29 protein-coding genes are annotated in these 25,585 nt (G+C 32.1%); 21 read left to right on the top strand and 8 right to left on the bottom strand.

The features are described 5' to 3' along the window. Positions 1-14 precede the first annotated feature (14 nt). The 3 genes from NJT12_RS08160 to nadC all read right to left on the bottom strand — a co-directional run bounded on the left by NJT12_RS08160 (position 15) and on the right by nadC (position 2,316). Positions 15-446, bottom strand: coding sequence for a DUF2147 domain-containing protein (locus tag NJT12_RS08160; protein ID WP_271335390.1), 432 nt, complete (start codon positions 444-446; stop codon positions 15-17). Between the two features lie 4 nt (positions 447-450). After that, positions 451-1,371 carry a YihY/virulence factor BrkB family protein gene (locus tag NJT12_RS08155; RefSeq protein WP_271335389.1) on the bottom strand — a complete coding sequence of 307 codons (921 nt, stop codon included), beginning with the start codon at positions 1,369-1,371 and terminating at the stop codon, positions 451-453. An 87-nt stretch (positions 1,372-1,458) separates the two neighbouring features. Further along, positions 1,459-2,316, bottom strand: a complete 858-nt coding sequence (gene nadC, locus NJT12_RS08150) for a carboxylating nicotinate-nucleotide diphosphorylase (protein ID WP_271335388.1) — start codon at positions 2,314-2,316, stop codon at positions 1,459-1,461. 348 nt (positions 2,317-2,664) lie between these two features. On the opposite strand from nadC, the gene NJT12_RS08145 reads away from it, so the two are divergent. The 8 genes from NJT12_RS08145 (at position 2,665) to rlmH (ending at position 8,928) form a co-directional block, all read left to right on the top strand. After that, complete coding sequence (locus tag NJT12_RS08145) at positions 2,665-3,765, top strand: DNA alkylation repair protein (RefSeq protein ID WP_271335387.1); 1,101 nt, start codon at positions 2,665-2,667, stop codon at positions 3,763-3,765. 32 nt (positions 3,766-3,797) lie between these two features. After that, the gene (locus NJT12_RS08140; RefSeq protein WP_271335386.1) at positions 3,798-4,553 is read left to right on the top strand and encodes a YwqG family protein; all 756 of its coding nucleotides are present in this window, start codon (positions 3,798-3,800) and stop codon (positions 4,551-4,553) included. 241 nt (positions 4,554-4,794) lie between these two features. Then, on the top strand, positions 4,795-5,676 hold the full coding sequence (locus NJT12_RS08135) for a pirin family protein (protein ID WP_271335385.1): 882 nt from the start codon (positions 4,795-4,797) through the stop codon (positions 5,674-5,676). Between the two features lie 3 nt (positions 5,677-5,679). Then, positions 5,680-6,075 carry an OsmC family protein gene (locus NJT12_RS08130; RefSeq protein WP_271335384.1) on the top strand — a complete coding sequence of 132 codons (396 nt, stop codon included), beginning with the start codon at positions 5,680-5,682 and terminating at the stop codon, positions 6,073-6,075. 6 nt (positions 6,076-6,081) lie between these two features. After that, the gene (locus NJT12_RS08125) at positions 6,082-6,366 is read left to right on the top strand and encodes a GNAT family N-acetyltransferase (protein ID WP_271335383.1); all 285 of its coding nucleotides are present in this window, start codon (positions 6,082-6,084) and stop codon (positions 6,364-6,366) included. Between the two features lie 228 nt (positions 6,367-6,594). Next, positions 6,595-8,013, top strand: coding sequence for an amidohydrolase family protein (locus tag NJT12_RS08120; RefSeq protein WP_271335382.1), 1,419 nt, complete (start codon positions 6,595-6,597; stop codon positions 8,011-8,013). A 51-nt stretch (positions 8,014-8,064) separates the two neighbouring features. Next, a complete protein-coding gene (locus NJT12_RS08115) occupies positions 8,065-8,367 on the top strand; it encodes an antibiotic biosynthesis monooxygenase family protein (protein WP_271335381.1) in 303 nt (100 codons plus the stop codon). Positions 8,368-8,454: 87 nt separating this feature from the next. Continuing rightward, positions 8,455-8,928 (top strand): 23S rRNA (pseudouridine(1915)-N(3))-methyltransferase RlmH, encoded by a 474-nt coding sequence (gene rlmH, locus NJT12_RS08110; RefSeq protein ID WP_035628752.1) that lies wholly within the window; start codon positions 8,455-8,457, stop codon positions 8,926-8,928. A gap of 40 nt (positions 8,929-8,968) precedes the next feature. Here rlmH and NJT12_RS08105 read toward each other — a convergent pair whose 3' ends face one another. Both NJT12_RS08105 and folP read right to left on the bottom strand, forming a co-directional pair. Further along, positions 8,969-9,592, bottom strand: coding sequence for a hypothetical protein (locus NJT12_RS08105; RefSeq protein ID WP_271335380.1), 624 nt, complete (start codon positions 9,590-9,592; stop codon positions 8,969-8,971). A 189-nt stretch (positions 9,593-9,781) separates the two neighbouring features. Beyond that, on the bottom strand, positions 9,782-10,606 hold the full coding sequence (gene folP, locus NJT12_RS08100) for a dihydropteroate synthase (RefSeq protein WP_271335379.1): 825 nt from the start codon (positions 10,604-10,606) through the stop codon (positions 9,782-9,784). A gap of 228 nt (positions 10,607-10,834) precedes the next feature. Here folP and NJT12_RS08095 point away from each other — a divergent pair, with 228 nt between their 5' ends. The 4 genes from NJT12_RS08095 (at position 10,835) to tpiA (ending at position 14,422) form a co-directional block, all read left to right on the top strand. After that, on the top strand, positions 10,835-11,374 hold the full coding sequence (locus tag NJT12_RS08095) for a DUF1599 domain-containing protein (protein WP_271335378.1): 540 nt from the start codon (positions 10,835-10,837) through the stop codon (positions 11,372-11,374). 62 nt (positions 11,375-11,436) lie between these two features. Beyond that, positions 11,437-12,537: a BT_3928 family protein gene (locus tag NJT12_RS08090; protein WP_271335377.1), complete on the top strand. Its 1,101-nt coding sequence runs from the start codon at positions 11,437-11,439 to the stop codon at positions 12,535-12,537. A gap of 525 nt (positions 12,538-13,062) precedes the next feature. After that, positions 13,063-13,557, top strand: coding sequence for a TlpA family protein disulfide reductase (locus tag NJT12_RS08085; protein WP_271335376.1), 495 nt, complete (start codon positions 13,063-13,065; stop codon positions 13,555-13,557). A 112-nt stretch (positions 13,558-13,669) separates the two neighbouring features. Beyond that, on the top strand, positions 13,670-14,422 hold the full coding sequence (gene tpiA / locus NJT12_RS08080; protein WP_271335375.1) for a triose-phosphate isomerase: 753 nt from the start codon (positions 13,670-13,672) through the stop codon (positions 14,420-14,422). A 131-nt stretch (positions 14,423-14,553) separates the two neighbouring features. On the opposite strand, the gene NJT12_RS08075 is transcribed toward tpiA, so the two are convergent. Then, positions 14,554-16,893, bottom strand: a complete 2,340-nt coding sequence (locus tag NJT12_RS08075; RefSeq protein WP_271335374.1) for a hypothetical protein — start codon at positions 16,891-16,893, stop codon at positions 14,554-14,556. Beyond that, entirely contained in the window at positions 16,853-17,989 is a 1,137-nt protein-coding gene (locus NJT12_RS08070) for a hypothetical protein (protein ID WP_271335373.1), read from the bottom strand. The genes NJT12_RS08075 and NJT12_RS08070 overlap by 41 nt, the downstream gene beginning before the upstream one ends. Positions 17,990-18,102: 113 nt before the next feature. Between NJT12_RS08070 and prmA the strand changes: the two genes are divergently transcribed. The 7 genes from prmA (at position 18,103) to NJT12_RS08035 (ending at position 23,326) form a co-directional block, all read left to right on the top strand. Further along, the gene (prmA, locus tag NJT12_RS08065) at positions 18,103-18,936 is read left to right on the top strand and encodes a 50S ribosomal protein L11 methyltransferase (protein ID WP_271335372.1); all 834 of its coding nucleotides are present in this window, start codon (positions 18,103-18,105) and stop codon (positions 18,934-18,936) included. 145 nt (positions 18,937-19,081) lie between these two features. Next, positions 19,082-19,357, top strand: coding sequence for an ATP-dependent Clp protease adaptor ClpS (locus NJT12_RS08060; RefSeq protein WP_041517785.1), 276 nt, complete (start codon positions 19,082-19,084; stop codon positions 19,355-19,357). 389 nt (positions 19,358-19,746) lie between these two features. Next, positions 19,747-21,018, top strand: a complete 1,272-nt coding sequence (locus NJT12_RS08055; RefSeq protein ID WP_271335371.1) for a sterol desaturase family protein — start codon at positions 19,747-19,749, stop codon at positions 21,016-21,018. A 43-nt stretch (positions 21,019-21,061) separates the two neighbouring features. After that, positions 21,062-21,715 (top strand): lysoplasmalogenase, encoded by a 654-nt coding sequence (locus NJT12_RS08050; protein ID WP_338083384.1) that lies wholly within the window; start codon positions 21,062-21,064, stop codon positions 21,713-21,715. Between the two features lie 104 nt (positions 21,716-21,819). Further along, complete coding sequence (locus NJT12_RS08045; RefSeq protein ID WP_271335369.1) at positions 21,820-22,272, top strand: 2-dehydro-3-deoxyphosphooctonate aldolase; 453 nt, start codon at positions 21,820-21,822, stop codon at positions 22,270-22,272. A 381-nt stretch (positions 22,273-22,653) separates the two neighbouring features. Next, entirely contained in the window at positions 22,654-22,851 is a 198-nt protein-coding gene (locus tag NJT12_RS08040) for a hypothetical protein (RefSeq protein ID WP_271335368.1), read from the top strand. 10 nt (positions 22,852-22,861) lie between these two features. Next, a complete protein-coding gene (locus NJT12_RS08035) occupies positions 22,862-23,326 on the top strand; it encodes a hypothetical protein (RefSeq protein WP_271335367.1) in 465 nt (154 codons plus the stop codon). A 75-nt stretch (positions 23,327-23,401) separates the two neighbouring features. Here NJT12_RS08035 and NJT12_RS08030 read toward each other — a convergent pair whose 3' ends face one another. Beyond that, a complete protein-coding gene (locus NJT12_RS08030) occupies positions 23,402-23,524 on the bottom strand; it encodes a hypothetical protein (RefSeq protein ID WP_271335366.1) in 123 nt (40 codons plus the stop codon). A gap of 314 nt (positions 23,525-23,838) precedes the next feature. Between NJT12_RS08030 and kdsA the strand changes: the two genes are divergently transcribed. Both kdsA and NJT12_RS08020 read left to right on the top strand, forming a co-directional pair. Then, complete coding sequence (gene kdsA, locus NJT12_RS08025) at positions 23,839-24,657, top strand: 3-deoxy-8-phosphooctulonate synthase (RefSeq protein ID WP_271335365.1); 819 nt, start codon at positions 23,839-23,841, stop codon at positions 24,655-24,657. Between the two features lie 19 nt (positions 24,658-24,676). Continuing rightward, a complete protein-coding gene (locus NJT12_RS08020) occupies positions 24,677-25,582 on the top strand; it encodes a hypothetical protein (protein WP_271335364.1) in 906 nt (301 codons plus the stop codon). Positions 25,583-25,585 lie beyond the last annotated feature (3 nt).

The following is a 25,585-nucleotide window of genomic DNA, read 5'->3' as shown; positions in this document are numbered from 1 at the left end:
TTATTTTTATGAAATTAATTCTTCACTCTTGTCCAGTATTGCGTTCTTCCCATGATAGAGATTCCTACATAACCGCGAAGTTTAAGTTTATCAGCAGATTCAAGGGTAATATAACATTTGTATTTTTTACCATTTGTAGGATCAAAAATAGTTCCTCCGCTATATTCATCGCCGTCTTTTTTAAGTCCGTTGATTATATTTAAACCTAAGATTGGTTTGTTTTTATCTGCACCTTCACATTTTACACAAACATCTTTTTTATGATCGGCGCGAAGTATCTCTACTACTTTACCATATACTTTTCCTGACTTTTCGTAAATCTCTACAATAGATTTTGCTTCGCCGGTTTCATCGTCAATTGTTTTCCATTTCCCAATAACACTTTGACTGTGAATTGTACCTAATGTTAGGAAGAAAACACCAATAGTTAATATCCAATTTTTCATAATATTATTTGTTTTTTTGTTTTAATTTTCTGATAGTGGCGTTCAATTCGAACCCCAAAAGCAGAATCATACAGTTTATCCAAATATAAAACATTAGAATTAATAATGTACCAATTGAACCATAAAGTTCGTTGTATTTTGAGAATTTTATAACCCAAATCCCAAAAAAGAACGAAGATATAACAATTAATATAGTTGTAAAAACAGATCCGATGCTAATAAAAGGCACTTTATTATACTGTTTCGTCCCATAACGTAATAATATTGAAGAAGTTATCAAAATCATTAAGATTACAAACAAATATCGTCCTAAAATAATCAGCGGAATACGATCACTCAAAACATCCTGAATGATTGTTTTTTGAATAAAGACCTCAAAAACTACAATTGTAGCCACTGTTACAAACAATATAATTGTCATAACAAGCGAAATTGCGAGTGCTACCAAATATTGACTAAAAAAGCCCCGTTTGTCAAAAACATGCTTAGAAGATTCGAAACCACTTAAAATTCCGTTAATACCATTTGCCATCAAAAAAATAGAAAGCAAAAATCCTGACGACAACAAACCTGAATGACTATTATTTAAGATATCACTGATGATTTTATTGATCGCGTCATAAGTATTAGGAGGAACACTTTGCTGCACGAACAGCAAAAAATCTGCCTGAAAATTTTCTATCGGTATAAAAGGAATTAAGTTTAAAATAAACAAGGCAAAAGGAAACAAGGCCATAAAAAAACTAAATGAAACAGCACTTGCATGATACGAAAATGCTCCTTCGATGATACCAATGGTATACATTTCGAGTAAATCATACAACGAAAGACCTTCTAACCAAGGCAATTTTATCCTCTTAAGAAATCGGGCAATATAGCGCACAACAGGAATCTTTTCAATCCGATCTTCTATCTCTTGAGACATATTTTTTTGATTTTAGTCCCGATACCTCGGGATTGAGTTTAGATTTTTGATTCTCTAAAACTCATAAATTCGCAACTTATAACTTCCTTAAAAAGCCTTTAAACTCAAATCCATATTATAAACTGAATGCGTTAAAGCACCTGATGAAATATAATTCACTCCACATAACCCATATTCACGAATCGTTTTTTCGTTGATATTTCCTGAAGATTCCGTCTGGCATTTTTTACCAATTAGCTTTACCGCCGTTTTAGTATCTTCATAGTTAAAGTTATCAATCAAAATTCTGTGAACTCCGTCACTTAATAAAATTTCACGGATTTCGTCAAGGTTTCTGGCTTCTACAATAATTTTCAAATCTAAATTATTCGCTTTCAAATATTCCTTTGTTTTTTTGATCGCTAAAGTAATTCCGCCTGCAAAATCAATGTGATTGTCTTTCAACATAACCATATCATATAGTGCAAAACGGTGATTTTCTCCACCTCCAATTTTTACGGCCCATTTTTCTGCAGCTCTGAAGTTTGGAGTTGTTTTACGGGTATCTAAAATTTTAGCTCCGGTTCCTTCTAAAAGCTGAACATATTGATCTGTTTTTGTAGCAATAGCAGACATACGCTGCATGGTATTCAAAACTACTCTTTCTGACTTTAAAATAGACTGGGAACTTCCTAAAACTTCAAAAACAACATCGCCGTATTCTACCTGTGTTCCGTCTTCTATATATGTTTTGATTTTTAGTTTTGGATCTACATATTCAAAAATCATTTTTGCAAGTGCAACACCCGCAATAATCCCCTGATCTTTTACCAATAATTTAGCCTGGCCATGTGCTGATTCAGGAATACACGCCAATGAACTGTAATCGCCTGTACCTACATCTTCTCGGATTGCGTTGCTAATCAATAGTTGTAATTCGGTTTGAAATTGTACTTCGCTAATCATTTTTCTTAAATTTTATAAGATGCTAAAGTAGGACATATTTTGTGGATTTGAAAGTTTACTGTCTGTGAAAAATTTCTTAGGTCTAAAAACATTAATGTAAATTATAAGGAAAACGCTTATTTTTTCAACACATAGAAACATAAATCTTCGGTTCTGCAAAAATCTGTTTCACTTGTATTAATTCACATCGCTAAATACATTCAGCTATGTGTGAAAATTTAGATTTTTTAAAAATATCTTTTGTCTATAATTTTATTATCTATGTTTCTATGTGTTTAAAATTTCAAACAGAATCTATAATTTTAATTGAAAACATTAAATATCTTTGAGGTTCATTCAAAAAAAATCATGGGCTTAATTAAAGATATTTACTCGGTTACTTTTTACGAAAAATTTGGTCAGGCTGTCGCCGACGTGCATCCGGCTTTCGATAAACAAAAATTTATTGAAGCCATTTACGAAGGCGATTTTACCCAAAAAGAATGGAAAGACCGCATGAAACACACCACAGTGGTTTTGCATCAATTTATGCCTGAAAATTTTCATGAAGCAGTTTTGTTGATTGATAAAATCATCGAAAACTTAAAGAAAAATAAATTTACAGAAGGTAATCTTGCTTTTATATTTTTTGCCGATTATATCGAAACCTATGGTTTAGATGATTTTAAAACCTCAGTAAAAGCCTTTGTTTCAATAACACAATTCATTAGCTGTGAATTTGCCGTTCGCCCTTTTGTTTTAAAATACAAACAAGAAATGATCGATGAAATGACAAAATGGTCGTTACATGAAAATCATCATGTTCGGAGATTATCCAGCGAAGGCAGCCGACCAAGATTACCGTGGGCAATGGCAATTCCGTTTCTCAAAAAAGATCCCGCTTCTATCCTGCCCATTTTAGAAAACCTTAAAAATGATCCTTCAGAATATGTACGTCGAAGTGTTGCCAATAACCTGAATGACATCGCCAAAGACAATCCGGAAGTTGTATTGGAAATTGCCGGAAAATGGTACGGAATAAGCCCGGAAACTGATGGTATCATCAAACACGGTTGTCGTACTTTATTAAAGCAGGGACATCCTGAAATTTTAAGCCATTATGGACTGGAAAGTACCAATATCGAACTTTCTGATTTTGAAATCAGAACACCAATTGTAAAAATTGGCGATCATCTGCAGTTTCAATTTCATTTAAATAATAAAAATGAAGAAGCCAAAACTGTTCGTTTAGAATATGCCGTACATTATAAAAAATCAAAAGGACATTTGGCTAAAAAAGTCTTCAAGATCAGCGAGAAAACCTATCAACCCAATCAATTGATAAAAGTCGATAGAAACCAGTCTTTCAAAATAATTACGACCCGGGTTTTTCATACGGGAGTTCATGAGTTATCTATTATTATTAACGGAACTGAAAGTGAGACTTTGGAATTTGAATTGACAGAATAAAAAATCAAAAACATACAATTAAAAAATAGACAATGATATTCCCTGAATACTTAAAAGAATTTGAAAATGATCTGGCAAAATACAAACTGGATTATATTCAAATAAATGCGAAACCTATAGAAAAAGAAACTGTTTTGTCTTTTACCCAAAGCAAATTTCTAGGAAAACCATACTTACCACTAAATGCAGAATATCCTAAAGACAAAACAGGAAAGCCGATGATTTTATTGGCTCAGCTTAATTTTTCAGAAATACCATCATTAGAAAATTATCCTGATAAAGGTATATTGCAATTTTATGTTTCCGGTGAAGAATGGCCTGACATGGAAGATTATAAGATATTGTATCATGCTGAAATAGAAGACCCTCAGACTAATTTCGAATTTCTGACTGAAGAATTATATTCAGATTCACCAATTAATTGCGAACATACTTTGACTTTTTCAAAAGAAGAAGAATATGGCGGTGTTCAGGATTTTCGATTTGACTTTAGTTTCAATGGTTTGGATTATTGGGAATTTGAAGAGAAATTAGAGGAATCTCAAAAAAAAGAAATCGAAAAACTATTTGATAATGAAGGTCATAAAATTGGAGGTTACGCTTATTTTACACAAGGTGATCCAAGAGAATATGACGAAAAAGCAAAAAACGACATTTTATTACTTCAAATCGATACTGATGAAGAAATAATGTTTGGCGACAGTGGCGTTGCTAATTTTTTCATTAATAAAGAAGATCTTATTAATCGAAAATTCGAGAAAGCTTATTTTACCTGGGATTGTTGCTAGACAAATCATAGATTACAAAACAAATCATTTTAACAAACTGATAATGAACATAAATTTCACTAATTACCAATAATTAATCTGAGGTAATTAGTGAAATTCGTGTTATATTTATAATCCTGTTAGAGTACTTATTATTCTATTTCTTACTTTTATAAATAATACCAAAAGTATATTTCTTAATCTAAATTAAGTTACTGATTGTAACTACAACAGTAATTTTGCTTCAACTAAAACAAATACCATGTCAAATATTAGTTTAATTATCGAAGAACGTGCTGCCAATATTGGCAACTTTATGGTAGGCAGATTATTGCCTTTCCGTGAAAAAAGAGCTGTTGGACCATTTGTATTTATCGATCATATGGGACCTGCACATTTAAGTGATCATGAAAACATGGACGTTCCCCCTCATCCGCATATTGGTCTTTCTACCCTTACATTTTTGTTTGAAGGAAGCATCATGCACCGTGATAGTCTGGGAACCGAACTAGAGATAAAACCGGGAGCGGTAAACTGGATGACTGCCGGCAAGGGAATTGTACATTCTGAAAGAACACCTGAATATTTAAGACATTCTGACAAAATGCTTCATGGTTTGCAAATTTGGGTGGCATTGCCAAAAGAACTGGAACAAATGGATCCAAATTTTACGCATGTCGAAGCAAGTGATATCCCAAGTTGGGAAGAAGATGGCGTTTCATATAAATTAATAGCCGGAGAAGCATTTGGAAAAAAATCACCAGTTCCGGTCTACAGTCCGTTATATTTTATTGAAATTAAAAGTACCGGAGCTAAAAAAATAAATATCGGTAAGGATTTATTTGGAGAAAGCGGTTTATATATTCTTGAGGGAAGCATTAAAAGCGGCGAACATGTTTACGATCCTAAGCAAATTTTAATTACTACAGACAGTACTTTATGCGAGTTTGAGTTAGCCGAAAATTCTACGGTTTACATTTTTGGAGGAACACCGTTTCCTGAAGAACATTTTATCTTTTGGAATTTTGTTTCTTCGGATAAAAATACAATCGAAAAAGCAAAAAAAGACTGGATAGAACAAACTTTCCCTAAAGTTCCGGGTGAAACTGAATTTGTACCATTACCTGAACCAAGAATCAAATAATATATGGAAACTATCTCAGCACAAATAGATACGCGTTTGTATCGAACGGAAATAAAATCAGCCAGCGGAAATATCCTGATTGCTGATGAACCACAGGAAATGGGCGGCAAAAATTTAGGTTTTAGTCCGTCAGAACTTTTGGCTTCGTCTTTAGCATCCTGTACTTTGATCACGTTACGAATGTATATAAATAGAAAACAGTGGGATGTTTCTGAAATTAATATCAAAGTTGATTTTGAAAGAGATTCTGAGCAAAATGTTTCTTTATTTACACGCAAAATCGAAATTATAGGCGAGGTAGATCAAGCACAAAGGCATCGATTAGAAACAATAGCCAACAGTTGCCCAATACACAAAACATTAACACATTCAATCGAAATTAAAACTACATTAATATAACTTATCATGGAAATCAAACAAATAAACGATACAAGAAGAGGCTATTTTGAAGCTATTGAAGACGAAAAACAAGCTGGAAAAATGACGTATACCTGGGCTGGAGATTCTAAATTCATCATTGATCATACTGAAGTCAATGAGGAATTCAACGGAAAAGGTGTTGGTAAAAAACTTGTTATGGCCGCTGTAGAATATGCCAGAACCAATAATCTGAAAATTATTCCGCTTTGTCCTTTTGCAAAAAGTGTTTTTGATAAGGTAGAAGAAATTCATGATGTATTGTTTTCTTAAAGCTGCTGAGGCTCTAAGTTTCTAAGTTTTTTTTACCACAAAGGGCGCAGAGAATTACGCAAAGTTCGCAAAGTTTTTTAGACAAAGCTTTGCGAACTTTGTGTTTATAATAAAGTTTAGGTATAATAAAAATCTTGCGTCCTTTGCGGTAAAAAATCACTACAATGAAATTCAATTTTCAAATTTCCGCAGAAACTCGTATATTTGCATGTAATTTAAACTTAGAGTATGACGAGGATAATTACACTTTTCTGTTTTTTCATAGCACAAATCAGCTTTTCTCAAACAGCTGAAAATTATTTAGATAAAAACAGAAATAACGAAGCTCTCTTAACAGCTTTCTTTCAACAAATGCCAAAAGGCGGCGATTTACACCATCATTTTTCAGGATCAATTTATGCAGAACCTCTTTTGGAAAGAGCAATTGCACAAGATTTTTATTTGAATTTAGAAACCATGGACGTCTCTAAAACAAAACCTGCAAAAGGCAATTGGCAGACTTTCTCTTCTCTTAAAAACGAAGGTAAACTTGCTTTTTACGAGCAACAAGTAATGCAAACCTGGTCGGCTAAAGATTATAACGGCGTTTCTGTACCATCTGACGATTTATTTTTTGATTCTTTTCAAAAGTTTGAACCTACTATCCAGGGGCATTTTGCAGAAGGAATGCTCGAATTAAAAAAACGCGCCATTGTTGAAAACGTAAGTTATATCGAAACACAATTATCAACGATTCCGTGTGATATGAACGTTTCTGATTTAACAGATTTCAATACAAAATTACGTCAGGCAGCTTCTCAAAGAGATGAAAAAGCAGTTCTGAAACTTTTAGACGATTTGTATAAAGCAGTTCAAAAGAAAGATGCTAAAAAATATGCTACAGATTTCAATACCAATTTTATAGCAAAATTGCACAAAGACTTAAAAATTGATGATGATCGTTTTACTATGCGTTATCAAAATTTTGTACTTCGTTTTATGGATCCTGTCGATTTATTCAAGAATCTGACTATTGCCTTTATCTCTGCAAATGACAGCAAATTGGTTGCCGGTGTAAACATTGTTTCTCCGGAACATGGAGAAAATTCGATGAAAGATTATTGGCTGCATATGGTGATGTTCAAATATTGCCATTCTAAATTTCCTGATGTAAAATATACGCTTCACGCTGGCGAATTGACTCTTGGTTTAGTGCAACCTGAAGATTTGACATGGCATATTAATGATGCTATTTATGTCGCAGGAGCAAACAGAATTGGTCATGGAGTGGATATTGCTTACGAAGCAAATTCATATGATTTATTGCGCTATATGGCAAAAAATAATATTCCTATAGAGATCAATTTGACAAGTAATGAATTCATTTTGAAAGTAAAAGAAAGCAGACATCCGTTTGTACTTTATAAAGAATTTAATGTCCCAATCGTGATCAGTACTGATGATGCAGGGATTTTAAGAACAAATATGACGGAACAATACGTTTTACTGGCCAAAAGATATCCTGATGTTTCATATGCAACAATAAAACAATACGTTTACAATAGTATTAATTACAGTTTTATTCAGGATTCATCAGTTAAAAAACAATTATTGAAAGATTTAGACGCAAGATTTAAAACTTTTGAAGCTAAATTCCCTAAAAACTAACGAAACCTAACAGGTTTTTAAAACCTGTTAGGTTTGCCAATATTAAGCTATATGATTCTAGAAGCCGCATTTCTTTTTGTAAAACCTGAATTAGCAAATCAATTTGAAGCTGATTTTGCAATAGCAAGTCAATACATTTCATCCATCGATGGTTATCTTGGGCATCGATTAGAGAAATGTCTGGAAGTCGAAAATAAATATCTTTTATTGGTTGACTGGAATACGCTTGAAGATCACACCCAAGGTTTTAGAAACTCTGAGGCTTATCTGGAATGGAAGAAAATTTTACATCATTATTATGAACCGTTTCCCATTGTAGAGCATTTTGAAACTGTTTTTGAGAATAAAAAATAGCCCACAGATTATGCGGATTAAACAGATTGACACAGATTTTTTTTAATTCGTGCTGATTCGTGAAATTCGTGGCAAAAAAAAATTAAAATGAATATCAAACTTATCGCCATTGGCAAAACCGACAATAAATCGTTACAAACTTTAATCGACGATTATACCAAACGTTTGTCTTTTTACATCAAATTTGATTTGGAGATTATTCCGGATATCAAAAACGTAAAGAATTTATCTGAAAGCCAGCAAAAAGAGAAAGAAGGCGAACTGATTCTTGCTAAATTAACACCAACGGATCAATTGATTTTACTGGATGAAAACGGAAAAAACTTCTCCAGCGTTGGTTTCTCTGAAGAACTGCAAAAGAAAATGAACTCCGGAATTAAAACTTTAGTTTTTGTAATTGGCGGTCCTTACGGATTCTCTGATACGGTTTACAGCAAAGCACAGGGGAAAATATCACTTTCGTTAATGACATTTTCGCACCAAATGGTTCGCTTGTTTTTCATTGAACAATTGTATCGCGGGTTTACGATTTTAAGGAACGAACCTTATCATCATCAGTAAAAGAAATTTGTTTCAGGTTTTATTTGTTTCAACTTTCAAGTTAGAAAATAAATTCTTCTGTAATATTTGCGAATGATTCTAGTTTCTGAACCAAAATTTTGTCCTGAATATAGGCATCGAAACTCATATTTTTATCAAAACAGAATTGCATTTTTGGCTTAACAGCAAAGTCAAGACTTGCGATGTAATTTAGTAATTCTTCTTTTTTAATGATTTGGTTGTTAACCTCAACAGTTTTATTATTCTTAAAAAACACAACTAACCCCTCCGATTTTGGTTTTTCTAATTTATAATACACTTTTGTGAAAGGTAAAAAAGCCAGATTCTTTCCGATAGAATCAGCATACGAATAATAGTTTTCTGCTTCTTCGTTTTTGTGCGCGCTATCCGCACGCTTTTTATCCTGAAGTTTTATTACTTCGGGAATTACTAGTTTTAATGGCAAACGTTTGTCTATATTAAAAAGCCAGTTGGTAGAAATAATGCTGTTTTTTCGGTTTACATCTGCGATCGTATCTTTTCCTTCTGTTTTAAAGAAAATATAAATTGGCGAATGATCCTGAACATCTTTCACTATAGAAACATTTGCTTTTGGAAGCAGGACGTCTTCTTTTTTTTCACATGAAAATAAAAGCAAGGCAATGATTAAAGTAAAGTATTTCATAAAAATTAGTTTTATTTATTTTTTAACCTGTTAATGTATTTCACTTAATATTAATAAACTCAGAGTATTTCATTTCGATGCAGGAGAAATCGCATTGGTAATTTCGCAAACAAAATTGCCAATCTTTGTAGAGTTTCTCATGCGATTTCTCCCTTTGGTCGAAATGACAAACCAAATGAATTTTTCTAATTACCCATTTATTTTATTAAACAAAGTAATACATTCTACTGCCTCTTTTACATCATGAACACGAAGAATTTTAGCGCCTTTTGTCAAAGCAATCGTATTCAAAACCGTTGTACCGTTTAAGGCTTCCTGTGCAGAGTTATTTAATGTTTTATAAATCATCGATTTTCTCGAAACGCCTGCTAAAACTGGTAATTCTAAAAGATTAAAAACTTCCATTTTTTGTAAAACCTCATAATTCTGATCCGTTGTTTTCGCAAATCCAAAACCCGGATCAAGAATCAAATCATTAATACCTAAGCTTCTTGCCTTTTTTACTTTTTCAGAAAAATAGAAAAGCATTTCTTTTACGATGTCCTCATAATTCGTCAAACTTTGCATTGTTTGCGGATTCCCACGCATGTGCATCATAATATACGGAACATTATAATTTGCAATTATATCAAACATTTTATCGTCTAATTCGCCTGCAGCAATATCATTTATAATCGCTGCACCGGTTTCTATACTCGCTTTTGCAACGGCAGCCCTAAAGGTATCAATTGACAATAAAGCATCTGGAAAATGTTTTAAAATCACTTCGATTGCCGGAACAATACGCTCAATTTCTTCTTTTTCAGTAACAAATTCAGCACTTGGTTTACTTGAATATGCCCCAAGATCAATAAACGCAGCACCTTCAGACAACATTTTACCTGCTTGCGAGATAATATCATCTTCATTTTTATACTTTCCTCCGTCAAAAAAAGAGTTAGGCGTAACATTCAAAATCCCCATTACTTTAGGAATTGACAAATCAACAAGTTGCCCTTTGCAGTTAATCAGCATATGTTTTGTTATTTTTGTTTCAGGTTTCAAGTTTCAGGATAATCCAGATTGTGCAAGCTCGAACTTGAAACAAAGAAAACTTGAAACTTTTTATATTATTTTCAAGTTTCAAGTTCTTAGCATTAACACTTTGTTTAGAAAAAACTTGAAACAAAGAAAACCTGAAACTTGAAACTCTTTAATATTATACCTATTTTTGAATAAATTTTAGCAAATATACAGCAATAAATGAAGAATACTTCCCTTGAATATGATAATGTAATTACGGTTTGCCGCACTTTATTTATCAATAAAATGAAAGATTACGGCAGTGCGTGGCGAATTTTAAGATTGCCTTCACTAACGGATCAAATCTTTATAAAAGCGCAAAGAATCAGAAGCTTACAAGAAAACGAAGTTCGTAAAGTTGATGAAGATGAAAAAGGAGAATTCATAGCAATCATCAATTATTCGATCATGGCTTTGATTCAGTTAGAATTAGGAGTTGTTGACCAGCCTGATCTTGACGTAGAAAAAGCAACTGAATTATATGACGCTAAAGTTAAATTGACAAAAGAGTTAATGCTGGCTAAAAACCATGACTATGGTGAAGCCTGGCGTGATATGCGTGTGAGTTCCCTGACTGATTTGATTCTGCAAAAACTACTTCGAGTAAAACAAATTGAAGACAATAAAGGCAAAACTTTAGTTTCTGAAGGTATTGATGCCAATTATCAGGATATGATTAATTATTCTGTTTTTGCATTGATATTGGAACCATTAAAATAAAAAATTAGCCACAAATTTTACGAATTAATTCGTGAAATTCGTGGCGAAAAAAACACAAAACCATGAAAAACATCATTACTCAATTTTCAAGATTATTTGTCGGCGTATTATTTATTATTTCGGGATTAATCAAACTAAATGATCCGGTTGGATTCTCTTATAAATTGGCTGAATATTTTAGTGAGCCGGTTTTCAATATGCCATTTCTAGAGCCATTGGCTTTAGGACTAGCCATCTTTTTAGTAATTTTAGAAGTTGTCCTGGGAGTTATGTTATTGGTAGGTTATAAATCGAAACTTACGATTTGGTTTTTATTGCTATTAATCGTTTTCTTTACCTTCCTAACCTTCTACTCTGCCTATTTTGATGTTGTAAAAGATTGCGGATGTTTTGGAGATGCTTTGCACTTAACGCCTTGGCAATCCTTTTCGAAAGATATCGTATTACTATTCTTTATTGTGATTTTGTTTGTCAATAAAAAATTAGTAAAACCTTTATTCTCCAATACTGTTACAAATATCAGTACTCTTGTAAGCATTATTTTATGCGTTTTTATGGCAGTTTGGGTTTTAAATCATAATCCTATCAAGGATTTCCGTCCTTATAAAGTAGGTACAAACATCGAGAAAGGAATGGAAATTCCGGAAGGTGCGCCAAAATCTGTCGTAGAAATGACTTTTATCTATAAAGTAAATGGTGTCGATAAAGAATTTACAGAAAGAGACCTGGCAAATATTCCGGAAGGCGCGGCTTTTGTCGACAGAAAAGACAAAGTAATTACTGAAGGTTATATTCCGCCAATTCACGATTTTACTATGGTAAAAGACGATTCTGACTATAAAGAAGAATTATTAAAAGAACCTAAATTATTAATTTTTGTAACTTATGACCTGAATTTATCTCATCCTGATGGAATGAAAAAATTAGAGGGTTTAAGTAAAGCTGCAAAAGCAAAAGGATATAAAGTAATTGCAATGACTGCTTCCGGAGCAGATGAAATTGCAAAAGCAAAAAAACAATATGGTTTAGATGTTGATTTCTATTTCTGTGATGCAACAGCATTAAAAACTGTAGAAAGAGCTAATCCGAGTATTGTTGTGGTACAAAACGGAACTATCATTCAAAAGGTACATTACAACGATACTGATGATTTGAAATTGTAATTTTTAAATAAGCATAAACGCTGATAACGCCAATTTTTCTATTAATTAGTTGAATTGGCGTTCGTGTTTGAAGTCCTGAATATTTCGTAAAGTAAATACAAAACCAGCTTATTTGTTTTTGTTTAATTTGTTAATACGATATCCAAAAAATCAACTTAACCCTGAAATAATTAAGAAAATTACTGATGGCTTTTTTATACAGATCTGACGTTTTTTTGCTCGTAAAATCATTCCGTAAATAAAAAAAATGTTTGTTTTTCTGTCTATCCAAAAGTTTATTTCTAAAAAATCCTGTTTTCACGACCTACTATTACGATTTCATTTGGCTTTTTTTAACCTATAATTCTTGTTTTGTTATAAAATAAAGGAGTCTTCAAATTTTGTTAATCTCCATTTCTCATTCGATTTGTTTGTTTAACTTTGTTGGAACTCTTTTTTTATAAGAAATCGTTATGATTATAAATCATACTATTTGTTTAGATAAAGACAGTTAAATCCAAAATTAAAAACAAATTTTATCTACCTATGAAACAAATAGCACTGGTTGTAATTGCATTTATTACGTTTTCATGTTCACAAGCTCAGAAAACAAGTTTTTCTAAAGAGGCATTATCTGAGAAATTATTAGCGACTGATGATAGTCAGGTTACTTTTAAAAATATTTTAAAGAAATACAAAGGCAAAACCTTAGTTATTGAAGTTTGGGCTTCGTGGTGTGGTGATTGTGTAAAAGCTATGCCACAATTTAAAGAACTTCAGGCAAACAACCCTGATGTTTCATATCTATTCCTTTCTGCTGATAAAACAGCTGATAAATGGAAAGCCGGAATTGAAAAACACGAATTAAAAGGGGATCATTTTATGATGAATGATGGTATGAAAGGCGTTTTTGGAAAAGCAATTGATTTAGACTGGATTCCAAGATATATTATCATTGACAAATCCGGAAAAATTGTATTGTACCGTGCTATCGAAAAGGATTTTGATAAAATCAATGAAACTTTAAAAAGCCTGAAATAAAATTTTCAATTACATTTACAAAAAGCAATGACAACGACAATATCAAAATTTAATGTCATTGCTATTTTAAAAGAATAAAAACAAAAAAAAGAATAAAATAAAAACTACCAAAATGAGAAAAAAAATTGTTGCAGGAAACTGGAAAATGCATAAAAACGCAGAACAAACTGAAGAATTATTAAGCGAATTAATTGCTAAAATACCAGCAAAAACTACTGCACAAGTTATAGTTGCTCCAACATTTGTAAACTTACAAGCAGCTGTTTCTAAATTAAAAAATACAACTATCGCAGTTTCTGCACAAAACGTTCACCAAGCTGAAGGCGGTGCTTTTACCGGAGAAATTTCTGCAGATATGTTGACTAGTATTGGTGTAAATACAGTAATCCTTGGTCACTCTGAGCGTAGAGCTATTTTTCATGAAACTGATGCATTAATCGCTAATAAAGTAGATACTGCACTGAAACATGACATGACAGTTATTTTCTGTTTTGGAGAAGAATTAAAAGATCGTCAGTCAGGAAATCATTTCAATATTGTTGAAAATCAATTGCGCGACGGATTATTTCATATTGCAAAAGAATCATGGTCTAAAGTTGTTTTAGCTTACGAACCAGTTTGGGCTATTGGAACTGGAGAAACTGCTTCACCAGAACAAGCACAAGAAATGCATGAATTTATCAGAGAAACTGTTCGCAAAGCTTTTGGAGCTGATATCGCTGACGAAGTTTCTATTTTATACGGTGGTTCTGTTAAACCGGACAATGCTAAAGAAATTTTTGGTAAACCAGACGTAGACGGTGGTTTAATTGGTGGTGCTGCCTTAAAAGCAGACGATTTCTTAGCTATTGTAACTGCTATTTAGATTTTAGATTTTAGATTTTAGATTTACTATAAAAAAAGCGTTCGTTGTGCGAACGCTTTTTTTTATACCTCTTTGTTTTACCCAAAGCCAAGCTTAAATTTTCTGATATCCCTTATGGTTTAAAAAAAAATTTAGTTTATAAATGCTCTTAACAATGGGCAATCGTACTTTTTGAATGTTGGTGTTGTTTTATAAAGAGAATAGAAATTGTTGAGTTCCTGCCCTGTTTTAAACGGATTCTTTTGTTCTTCTTCGGCAGAAACAATATTAGTATAATGATTGTAGTAGTTACATTCGAAAATCATCAAACTGGCAAATGCTTTTTCATTATTATTTTTAGACATTTTCAAGGCTTTCTCATAATACAATTTTGCCATGGTTAAACCATAATAATTACCTTTCTGATATGTTTTTTCATAATCAGAATTGTCTCCGTAAACATAATCTATATACGATTCTCCAGATGTCCAATCGTACGCCACCATCATCCAGGAATTCCCCAGATAAGAAACATTAAAATAAGCATGTGCCAATTGCAAATTACTTGCCGCCGTATTTTGTTTCTTTAACTGAATCAATTTGGCAATAAACTCCGTTTTATTAAAACGATAATCAAATTTTCGTTCCTTCTCTTTTTGCAGGATTTTAGGCATAAACGGGTTTTCATTTAAATAATCCTTAAAGGAATAATTCTTCTCCCAGAAATCTTTTGGCATACTCGAAAAGGTTTCATAAGCCAATTCTAAATTGTTATTTCTAAAAGCAATTGTGCCTTTTAAGTCTTTGTAGTAATTTATATTTGGTGCTATAGTTCCGGAACAGATGTATTTTTCAAACGGTGTTTTTTCTTTTTTCTGCTGCAAAGCAATCAAACGATCTATATCTTCTGTAGTTGCGCTTCGATCAAAATAGCCTATATAACTGTAAAAATAAGGTCTGTCATAAGCTGAATATTCTCCTTCATTTTTGTGGTCAGATTTCATCATTAGTAATCCTGCTGTAATACGATCGCCTTGTTTATAGAAATCTGCACTTGCAATGCGATACAAACTGTATAAATTCTTGAACAATCCATAATCTGTTTCAACCAGACTTTCAACGGAATCAAAATACTTAAAAAGTTGGTTTTGAACTTTCTCACTTTTCAAATCATCTTGTTTTAGCGAAACTAAAGCCAATTGAATATTTTTTTGCATTTGTATTGATGCGTTTGCCTTGTCAGAAATCATATTGGTATATTTTTTACCCAAATCAATTTCATCATCCATAAAACAAAGCTGTGCAATTGCCGCCGTAATATAGTCTTTTTGCTCTCCCGAAGTTTGTTCACGAATAGAAATTAAGAAATATTCTAATTCTCTTAAATATAAAATATCCTTACTTAAGTTTTCGTCTTTTGCCTTAGCATAATCTCCATACCAGTCTGTTCCTTCAAATGTAACCGATGGACTTCCGTAATTGGTATATTGTGGTGTAAAAATCCAGTCTTCGAGTTTGTTGACTTCTCTTCCTATCAAAAAGCTCAAATTAATACTATTCGGGCTTAGTTTGTAAACTTCTTCTATTGTTTTTAAATCAGGCGCTGGATTACGAAAACTTTCTATAGATAGAATTACACTTCTTTCCTGGTCATTCTGGGCCAAAGCCAAAGTTTCTTCGGTTAATTTCCAATTATAATGTTGCAAAACGGCGAAGGATTTTTCTTCGCAAGAATCAAAAACTTTACTCAATAAATAGTTCTGCAATGGTAAATTGTCGATACCTAAAGCTTTATAATACAAAGCCCAAGGCTCTAAAATAGTATTTTTATTAGTGGTAAAATAAGTATCGTATAAACGAGTCACGTTATTTGGATTCTTATCATAAAAATTAAATCGTAAACTTAAAAACGCATATCGCTGTTTTAAGAACGGATCTTTGGCTGATTTTATCCTTTCATCAAAATCATTATAAACATCTGCCAATCTATTTATTTTACTATTATAACCAATTTGTTCCCATGATTCCCATTTTACATCTTCATTGCTATTATATTCCAGTTTTTTTGCAAACAAAATATATTTTAAAAATGCTTTATTTTTAGGCAGCAACAAAGCTTCAACAAATGTATTTTTTTCGAAGGCCCTCTTTAATGTTTTAGTTTCATAAGCCGTTTCAAATTGTTCCCCATCTGTTTCATACAAAATGGTATGCACATCTTTTGTGTCTATTTGATTTCCTAATTTTTTCTTCCATTCTACACAATTCAATTCCCTGTCAACACTAGAAAAAGTATTGGTCCAGTAGTAAGAATCTGCAGAATAATAAAACGGAGTCAGTTTAAAAAAACCTTCACGTTGTGCTTTGAACAAAACCAAACGACTGGTTTCAGCTGAAACGCTCCAGCCACAGGCAAAAGAAACCTGAAAGCATAAAACTAAAAGTAAACTGCTAAAAACGCGCATAATAGCTGGATATATTTTGGGTTCCATAATCTTCAATGTATTTTTTATCAAAAGAGAAAAAAGTTATTCTGGTTTGATTATCAATCTTAATTTTACTTTTTACAATCGAAATCATTTTCTCAAGTTCTTCTTCCGAAATCTTCTCGATCCTGATTTCATCACCATTCCGCAAATACGTTTGTTCTACTACAACATCATCTTGCAAAACATATTTGGTATCTGATACTTTTTTTAGTTTAATCGTATCATTTCTTAATTCATCATAGTCTGATAAAATTCCTTTAAACTGATTTCCCCTAAAAACAACAGCCCAACTATATAACGGCAATGCAATATCCAGTTTTAATTTATACTGATCGTGTGTAATGTATTGTGCCAGTTCCTGACTTGTCCCAATCGAATTTTTAGTTTTAAAATCTTCCGGTTTTGTCAAATTATAACACATTAACAAACCTTTGTCTACTGGCGGAATTCCTGCTTTTGATGCATATTTATATTGCCAGAGTCGGATTGTAGCCGAAACTTGTGCCGTTGGAAATCCTTTTTTAATTTGTTTTAGTAAGTAAAAATAATTGTTCTTCGATTTTTCTGTCCAGTCACAATCGATCAGAACTTCTTTAAAATCAACTTTTAATTTCGCAAGTTCAATCGATTTTACAGAATCATAATTCATGCTTTTATAGTTTTCCTTTTTATAGTAATCTTTTGGATATACAATTGCATTGGCAATCTTATCGGCCTTGGTTTCATTCATTTTTTCACCAATTTTCTGAACACGCTGTGCAATTCTGGTTGCCAGGCTGTCCAATTGTTTTTTATCAGATCGCAAAACAACTTCATTGGTAATAAAAATACTTGGCGTAATATCAGGATTACTTTCACTCAGTCTGATATTCCTGATTGTAGCGACCGGCAAAGGTTCTTTGGCATACGGATTCCAGTCGACATCAAAAAAACGAACATACATATGTTTTACGTCTAAATTCCTGATTAAAGAATCATCTTCTTTTTCAAAATTCAAATCCGTTTTCCAATAACAAAAAGATCGCACTACACCATGTTCTTTCTCACAAGTTGCTCCGTTTAGTACCACAAAGAGCAAAATAAAAATGATATTCTTCATATTCAAAAAATACTTACAAATTTGAATCAAAATTAACATTAATAATTATTAGAATATGATTTATTTATGAACAACTTCTGCTTTGGATTCTTACCTTTGCAAAAATTTTTTTTATGTCAAATATATATTTAGGATACCATTTTACGATTGAACCAAAAGAACCGGGTTCAGAAATTTTAATTGCTGAATTAGGAGAAAAAGCGTTTGAGACTTTTACAGAAACTGAAAACGGAATTTCGGCGTATGTGAAGAAAGATTTATGGGATGAAAATATCCTGGATGACATTTATATTTTAGAATCTGAAGAATTTAAAATTGAATATACTATTGAAGAAATCGATCAGGTAAACTGGAACGAAGAATGGGAAAAGAATTTTGAAGCAATTGATGTAGACGGAAAATGCCATGTTCGTGCTCCATTTCATCCAAAAACTGATGCGGAATTTGATATTGTTATCGAACCCAAAATGAGTTTTGGTACGGGTCATCATGAAACAACATACATGATGATTCAGCATTTATTAGAAATGGATGTTAAAGGTCTTAAAACTCTTGACATGGGTTGCGGAACTGCTATTTTAGCGATTCTTGCTGAAATGAAAGGTGCTGAGCCAATTGATGCTATCGACATTGACAACTGGTGTTATTTGAATTCTATCGAAAATGCAGAACGCAATAATTGTAAACATATTACCGTTTACGAAGGCGATGCAGCTTTGTTAGCCGGTAAAAAATACGATTTGATCATTGCAAACATCAATCGTAATATTTTGTTGAACGATATGCAGCATTATGTTGATTCTTTAAATAAAGACGGCATAATATTATTTAGCGGTTTCTATGAAGAAGACATTCCTTTTATTGATGCTTCCTGCACAGAAAAAGGGCTGACATATGTTAAAAAGTTTCAAAAAAATAACTGGGTTTCATTAAAATACGTAAATTAGATAGTTGATTATCTGAAATTTAAGTAGCTCACAGATTAAACTGATCAAACAGGTTAACAACTAATTTAGCTTTATTAAAAGCTGTTTAATTGTAAATCTTTGACAAAGAAAATTAGTAATTACAACAGTACAAAAACCTAAAAACATGAGTACTAAAGAAAAAGTAAGAGAAAGAGTCCGCGAAAAAGAAGCGACAAGTTTCAATAACGAAATCATTGTTTATAATGACGATGTAAACACTTTTGATCACGTAATTGACACTTTGATGCGTGTTTGCAGTCACACGCCTGAACAAGCAGAACAATGTTCCTTAATTGTACATTACAACGGGAAATGCACCGTAAAAACGGGGCCAATGGATAAGCTTAAACCTCAATGTACACAACTTCTGGAAGCTGGACTAAGCGCCGAAATTGTTTAATTGCAAATCATAAAAAACAAAGACATTCTATTTTATTCTGGTTGGGATAAAGTAGAATGTTTTTTTTATAGCTATATTAGAAAAGTCAATCCCTCTTTTTTTTATTAATAACTGCCTGCAATGCCAATAATCAGGTCATTTTAGAATTAAAATATAATTCTTTTAAGATAATTAAAAAGGTGGTTAAATTTGGAATTAAGAATCAAAAAACACCAAAATTCTATTCAGTCGTTTTTTCTAAAGAAAATAAATAACTGCTTTTTTTTAAAATACGAATTGCAACTTTCGACTCAGATTAAACCGAAAATTGTATTTAACTGTTTAATTTTTCAATAATTTAAAAAACATTCTATTTTATTCTATATTTGAATAAAATAGAATGTTTTTTTATGGAGGAATATGGAAAAATATTGATCATCGTTACGCCTATTTTTTTAGTATTAATTATAATCGAAAAAATATACGGCATTTACAAAAAGGACGATACCGCTCCTTTGATAGACAGCGTATCGAGTATAAGTTCCGGAATTACCAATTCTGTAAAAGATGTTCTGGGATTAAGCCTGACTTTTATTTCTTATGAATGGATGGTTTCTAAAATTGCAATCTATCATTTAGAAGCGAACGTTCTATCCTATTGTATTGCCTTTTTTGTCATTGATTTTTATGGTTACTGGAGCCATCGATGGGCTCACCAAATTAATCTTTTCTGGAACAAACATGCGATTCATCATAGCAGCGAAGAATTTAATCTTGCCTGTGCTTTGCGTCAGCCTATTGCAAGTTTAGCCAATCTATTTACTTTTTTATTGATTCCCGCAGCAATATTGGGTGTTCCTGCGACTGTAATTGCGATTACTTTACCATTGCACCTCTTTTTACAATTTTGGTATCATACCAAACACATCAAAAAAATGGGATTTCTGGAATATATTCTGGTTACTCCCTCTCATCATCGTGTACATCATGCCATCAATCCGGAATATTTAGATAAAAACCATTCGCAGATTTTTATCTTTTGGGACAAATTATTTGGTACTTTTCAAGCTGAATTAGAGAATGTTCCGCCCGTTTTTGGTATTACCAGACCAGCAAATACCTGGAACCCTATCCGAATTAATTTTCAACATTTAACCTTATTGATTAAAGATGCATGGAGAACTGAAAATTGGAAAGACAAATTTACCATCTGGTTTAAACCAACTGGTTGGCGTCCTGAAAATTTTGACGAAAAATATCCGGTAACAAAAATTGATAATGTTTTTGATTTTCAAAAATATGGAACACAGAATTCTCAAAAATTAATTTACTGGTCAGTTACACAAGTTTTGGTTACATTGTTGTTTGTCACTTATTTATTTGATAATATTGCTACAATTGGTTTGCCAAATATTTTCATCTATGGCTTATTTATCCTGATGACAATTTATAGCTATACCGAATTAATGGATAAAAGCAGATTTGCTATTTTTTGGGAGGGTTTACGCTTTGTAGCTGCAATTGCAATTATGGTGTATTATGGCGATTGGTTTGGCTTAAATCATACTTTTTCTATGGGTAATTATATTATTTTAGGTTACTTAAGTATATCTTTTTTGATTACGATTTATTTTGTAACTACTGAATTCAAAAAACCAAACAACCAAATAATAAATTCATAAACCAGTTATGAGAAATACTATCTTTTTTAAAATCTATATTTTTTTGAGTGTTCTGTATCTCATTTTTTTGTTGACAGGGCATGAAAATTTAGATTTATTTTTAAAACCTGTTTTAATTCCGTTCTTGGGATTTGGGGTCTATTTTCATCGAAAATTTCCTTCAGGGAATATACTATTAACAGCTTTGATCTTTTCCTGGATTGGAGATGTTGTTTTACTTTTTGCTGATATTGCAGAGATCTATTTTATTCTGGGATTAGTTTCTTTTTTAATTGCTCATATTGCTTATTGTGTGCTTTTTAACAAGCAGATTACAGGAGAAATTCAGATCAATAAAGTACTGTTTGGAATTGGAAGTCTTCTAATTGCTTTCTACTTAATTGCAATGATCACTATTTTAATTCCAAAATTAGGTGAGTTAAAAATACCTGTAATTATTTATGCAGCGGTAATTTCTACAATGCTTTTATTTGCATTTAATGGTTATTTAATTTGGAAAAAACCTGCGGCTTTATATATTTTTCTTGGCGCTGCTGCATTTGTTATTTCTGATAGTATTCTGGCATTCAATAAATTTCATGCAACGATAGAAAGAAGTTCGTTTTTTATTATGTTAACTTATCTTGTGGCACAATATCTGATTGTAGTAGGTATTTTACAACTGAACAAGAAAAAAGCAGATGCGCCCACAATTTAGCTGATAAACAGATTTACATTGATTTTTTAATCACTAAAAATTCATGAAATCCGTAACAAAAAGAAAAAACGCTTTTACCTTTGCAAGACCAAATATTTTAAACCATGAAAAAAAATGCCCTTTTTATCATTCTGTTAATCACTGCTGCTTCTTGTGTGAGTACAAGATCTACTTTGAAAAATGTAGATAACAATGCGCCTGATTTAGTTCTAAAGAAAGACAATACATTTTTAATTACTCTTTTTAGCAGCGATAAAAAATACGGTTACAATCCGGATTATCCAATAAATATTTTTTATCAAAACACAAGAAACGAAGCCTTGAATGAAACTCGTTTTCTAAATGCTTTAGCCGGACCAAACGGAGAAAAAATCACCTATACCCGTCTAGAAACCTGTTGTCCTTTCCCTACCAAGCGAAGCGATATGGGTGCCGGATTCCTGAATGTCTATGAACTAAAATGGGAAGGTCAAAAGAAACCTGTTACTCTTTATTTGAATGTTTACGAAAAAGGAATTTTAATGGTTCCGATGGGATTGAGTTTGAAAAAGGAATAGTATAAAACTAAAATTATCTGCTTTTATAAATTCCAATCTTAATAGTCTATTGCTGCTATAAATTTGCTTTTTATTTTTTATCAAAATCTTGTCTTATTGTACTGCTATAATAACCTATTATGATACTTGAAAATGAAATTATGAATTACTTTTGCCATTGCTGGCACGAGAAATTCGTTCGTGTTAATAAACTGGATAAATTTATCTGTACAAAGAATAAGAACATGAAGTTTTTAGGAACAAAAATGAATTAAAAAAATAAATGCTATGCCTGGAATAACACCTTTACTTTTAATTCTTCTTCCAATATTATTTCAAATTATAATTGGCAGAAAAGCAATTGGCGAAACAATATCATTAAAATTTAGAACTGTTTGTTTTATGAATTTCATATTACAGATTATCTTTTCTATTCTCTCTTTTTATGCTGCTTCTTATAATATGCAAACCCTTAACGGGCAAAATTACAGATGCGGAATGTGGATTGTTGGGTTTATTGGACTTTTGCTAATTTCCTCTTTCTTATTGATTGCAACAATGATTATACAATACTTTATCAAGAGATCTTACCAAAATTAAGTAATAATATATGATTAAAACTAAAACGGCTTTTACCCTTTTTTCCATTTTAACTATTATCATATTCCCATATTATATAATCTATGTCAATTCAGATATCTTATCTTCTATAATTCCCGGCTGGAATACTACTATTCTTCCAGTAAGAGTTGCTTCACAATTAATTAAGTTTATTACCCTTTGCATTGTAAGCTTTTATTATTACAAGCTTTCCAGAAATAGTATAAAGATCGATTTAAAAAAAATTTTACTCCATTTATCACTGACACTTCCAGCTATTTTGGCTGCAAAACTAAATGTATATCATTTGGTCGAAATGAATTTATACAATCCGGAAAGTTTCTTGTCACAGATTCAAATGGTAATTTATATTAATGTAGTACTCAATATCCTATTTTTCACGGGTCAGATTTTATTTGGTGCCTACTATTTTAGACACAGAAAAAACAGCAATTATCTAGCTATAAAAAAGTAACTAAACAACCTATTTACAACATAATAGCAGCTACAAATCATGATGCGATTTATCGAACTAAAAGCTTTTTTTAGTTTAAGATCTTGCCCTTACAGGTTTTAAAACAACAATCGTTTTTTGATAACGCCATACTATTACCAAGACTCTTTCAGAATAATTTTCAAGCAATTGCTTTTCTAATAATATGATAAATATCATTTAGCAGTTTTTTGCAATATCTTAATATTGCTCCTAATTAAACATTTATGATTGTAGATAAACTTACACGGAAATCGTATAATTCTATTAAAGCTTCCAGCCCCCGATAGAAGCGGAAATCATTTTTTGAGAAAGCCTTTTTTTTTCTGGTTTTTGCAGAGCGACTAAAGGAAGCTCCCGCAAAGGCCAAGAAAAAAAAGGGTTTAGAGAAAAGCATTACAGCGGATAGCAGGATTGGCTTCTTAAAATAATCTTAAATCTTAATCTCGTATTCATAAATCATAACTACCTTTGCACTGTCAAAAAATCATATTATGAACATACAACATATTCCTCAAATTAAGCATACTGAAAGTGGTAACTTCTTTTTATTGGCGGGACCTTGCGCTATTGAAGGAGAAGAAATGGCTCTTAGAATTGCTGAAAAATTAGTTGGTATTACCGACAAACTTCAGATTCCTTATGTATTTAAAGGATCTTTTAAAAAAGCAAACCGTTCGAGAATTGATAGTTTTTCCGGAATTGGTGACGAAAAAGCATTAAAAATTTTAAGAAAAGTTTCTGAAACTTTTCACGTTCCAACGGTAACAGATATTCATACAAATGAAGATGCTGAAATGGCAGCGCAATACGTTGACGTTTTACAAATTCCTGCATTTCTTGTTCGCCAGACTGACCTTGTTGTTGCTGCGGCTAACACAGGAAAAGTGGTAAACTTGAAAAAAGGTCAATTTATGAGCCCTGAAAGCATGAAACATGCTGTACAAAAAGTATTGGATTGCCACAACGAAAATGTAATGGTTACGGATCGTGGTACTATGTTTGGCTACCAGGACATGATTGTTGATTTTAGAGGAATTCCTACTATGCAACAATATGCATCTACGGTTCTTGATGTAACGCACTCGTTGCAACAACCTAACCAAACTGCCGGTGTTACGGGCGGAAGACCTGATATGATTGAAACTGTTGCTAAAGCGGGTATTGCTGTGGGTGTTGATGGTATTTTTATCGAAACTCATTTTGACCCTGCTAACGCAAAAAGTGATGGTGCCAACATGTTACATTTAGATTATTTTGAAGGCTTAATGACCAAGTTAGTTGCCATTAGAAAAACAGTTAACTCATTTTAAATTTTTAATACTATTTTCATTGAAAACAAAAATTTTATTTTTCTTTCTGATGTGTGTTTCTTTAAACACTTTTGCTCAGGAAGAAATCACAGTACAAAGATATACAGCTCATAATAAAGGAAAATTTTTCGTTTCCTGGGGAGGTAACAGAGATAGTTATACTAAATCTGATGTAAACTTTAGAGGTAAAGATTACAACTTTACGGTTAATGACATGAAGGCTCATGATAAACCAAAAGGATGGCATCTTGACTATGTAAATCCTGCAAACATGACAATTCCTCAGACTAATTTTAGAATGGGATATTTCATTAGCGATCACTACAGTGTTTCTATTGGATGGGACCACATGAAATATGTAATGACTCAGAATCAAACAGCTAATGTTAATGGTTATATTAATTTACCTGCTGATCAGGCTGGATCTTATTATAACGGAGATTACAATAATAGACCTGTAGATATGTCTCTAAATGGTGCTCAGGAAGGCGGCTATGATAAAGGTACTGCTCAGGGAAATCCTCCTGCTTTTTTAATGTACGAACATACAGATGGTTTGAACTATATTAATACTGAGGTTTCAAGACATGATGATATTTCTAAATTGTTTGGCATTACTAATACTGACAAAGTACAAATTAATCTAACTGAGGGTTTAGGTGCAGGGCTTTTATATCCTAAAACCAATACCACTCTTTTAGGAAAGGAACGTCATGATGATTTTCATATTTCAGGATATGGTTTATCTGCAAAAGCGGGTATTAACTTTACTTTCTTCAAATATTTCTACTTGCAAGGTGAGCTAAAAGGCGGTTACATCAACATGCAGGACATTAGAACTACAACAAGCAGTGAAGATAAAGCTTCGCAGGACTTTTTCTTTTTCCAGAGAATTATTGCTGTAGGAGGGATTTTCAGAATCTAATAT

This window comes from Flavobacterium azizsancarii (assembly GCF_027980145.1).
Classification (GTDB): Bacteria; Bacteroidota; Bacteroidia; order Flavobacteriales; family Flavobacteriaceae; genus Flavobacterium; species Flavobacterium azizsancarii.
This window is presented reverse-complemented; position numbering and strand designations above follow the sequence as displayed.

Bases quoted from the DNA above. Each gene is read 5' to 3' on its own strand.
- NJT12_RS08160 (WP_271335390.1), bottom strand. From the start codon at position 446: ATGAAAAATTGGATATTAACTATTGGTGTTTTCTTCCTAACATTAGGT.
- NJT12_RS08155 (WP_271335389.1), bottom strand. From the start codon at position 1,371: ATGTCTCAAGAGATAGAAGATCGGATTGAAAAGATTCCTGTTGTGCGC.
- nadC (WP_271335388.1), bottom strand. From the start codon at position 2,316: ATGATTAGCGAAGTACAATTTCAAACCGAATTACAACTATTGATTAGC.
- NJT12_RS08145 (WP_271335387.1), top strand. From the start codon at position 2,665: ATGGGCTTAATTAAAGATATTTACTCGGTTACTTTTTACGAAAAATTT.
- NJT12_RS08140 (WP_271335386.1), top strand. From the start codon at position 3,798: ATGATATTCCCTGAATACTTAAAAGAATTTGAAAATGATCTGGCAAAA.
- NJT12_RS08135 (WP_271335385.1), top strand. From the start codon at position 4,795: ATGTCAAATATTAGTTTAATTATCGAAGAACGTGCTGCCAATATTGGC.
- NJT12_RS08130 (WP_271335384.1), top strand. From the start codon at position 5,680: ATGGAAACTATCTCAGCACAAATAGATACGCGTTTGTATCGAACGGAA.
- NJT12_RS08125 (WP_271335383.1), top strand. From the start codon at position 6,082: ATGGAAATCAAACAAATAAACGATACAAGAAGAGGCTATTTTGAAGCT.
- NJT12_RS08120 (WP_271335382.1), top strand. From the start codon at position 6,595: ATGACGAGGATAATTACACTTTTCTGTTTTTTCATAGCACAAATCAGC.
- NJT12_RS08115 (WP_271335381.1), top strand. From the start codon at position 8,065: ATGATTCTAGAAGCCGCATTTCTTTTTGTAAAACCTGAATTAGCAAAT.
- rlmH (WP_035628752.1), top strand. From the start codon at position 8,455: ATGAATATCAAACTTATCGCCATTGGCAAAACCGACAATAAATCGTTA.
- NJT12_RS08105 (WP_271335380.1), bottom strand. From the start codon at position 9,592: ATGAAATACTTTACTTTAATCATTGCCTTGCTTTTATTTTCATGTGAA.
- folP (WP_271335379.1), bottom strand. From the start codon at position 10,606: ATGCTGATTAACTGCAAAGGGCAACTTGTTGATTTGTCAATTCCTAAA.
- NJT12_RS08095 (WP_271335378.1), top strand. From the start codon at position 10,835: ATGAAGAATACTTCCCTTGAATATGATAATGTAATTACGGTTTGCCGC.
- NJT12_RS08090 (WP_271335377.1), top strand. From the start codon at position 11,437: ATGAAAAACATCATTACTCAATTTTCAAGATTATTTGTCGGCGTATTA.
- NJT12_RS08085 (WP_271335376.1), top strand. From the start codon at position 13,063: ATGAAACAAATAGCACTGGTTGTAATTGCATTTATTACGTTTTCATGT.
- tpiA (WP_271335375.1), top strand. From the start codon at position 13,670: ATGAGAAAAAAAATTGTTGCAGGAAACTGGAAAATGCATAAAAACGCA.
- NJT12_RS08075 (WP_271335374.1), bottom strand. From the start codon at position 16,893: ATGGAACCCAAAATATATCCAGCTATTATGCGCGTTTTTAGCAGTTTA.
- NJT12_RS08070 (WP_271335373.1), bottom strand. From the start codon at position 17,989: ATGAAGAATATCATTTTTATTTTGCTCTTTGTGGTACTAAACGGAGCA.
- prmA (WP_271335372.1), top strand. From the start codon at position 18,103: ATGTCAAATATATATTTAGGATACCATTTTACGATTGAACCAAAAGAA.
- NJT12_RS08060 (WP_041517785.1), top strand. From the start codon at position 19,082: ATGAGTACTAAAGAAAAAGTAAGAGAAAGAGTCCGCGAAAAAGAAGCG.
- NJT12_RS08055 (WP_271335371.1), top strand. From the start codon at position 19,747: ATGGAGGAATATGGAAAAATATTGATCATCGTTACGCCTATTTTTTTA.
- NJT12_RS08045 (WP_271335369.1), top strand. From the start codon at position 21,820: ATGAAAAAAAATGCCCTTTTTATCATTCTGTTAATCACTGCTGCTTCT.
- NJT12_RS08040 (WP_271335368.1), top strand. From the start codon at position 22,654: ATGAATTTCATATTACAGATTATCTTTTCTATTCTCTCTTTTTATGCT.
- NJT12_RS08035 (WP_271335367.1), top strand. From the start codon at position 22,862: ATGATTAAAACTAAAACGGCTTTTACCCTTTTTTCCATTTTAACTATT.
- NJT12_RS08030 (WP_271335366.1), bottom strand. From the start codon at position 23,524: ATGATATTTATCATATTATTAGAAAAGCAATTGCTTGAAAATTATTCT.
- kdsA (WP_271335365.1), top strand. From the start codon at position 23,839: ATGAACATACAACATATTCCTCAAATTAAGCATACTGAAAGTGGTAAC.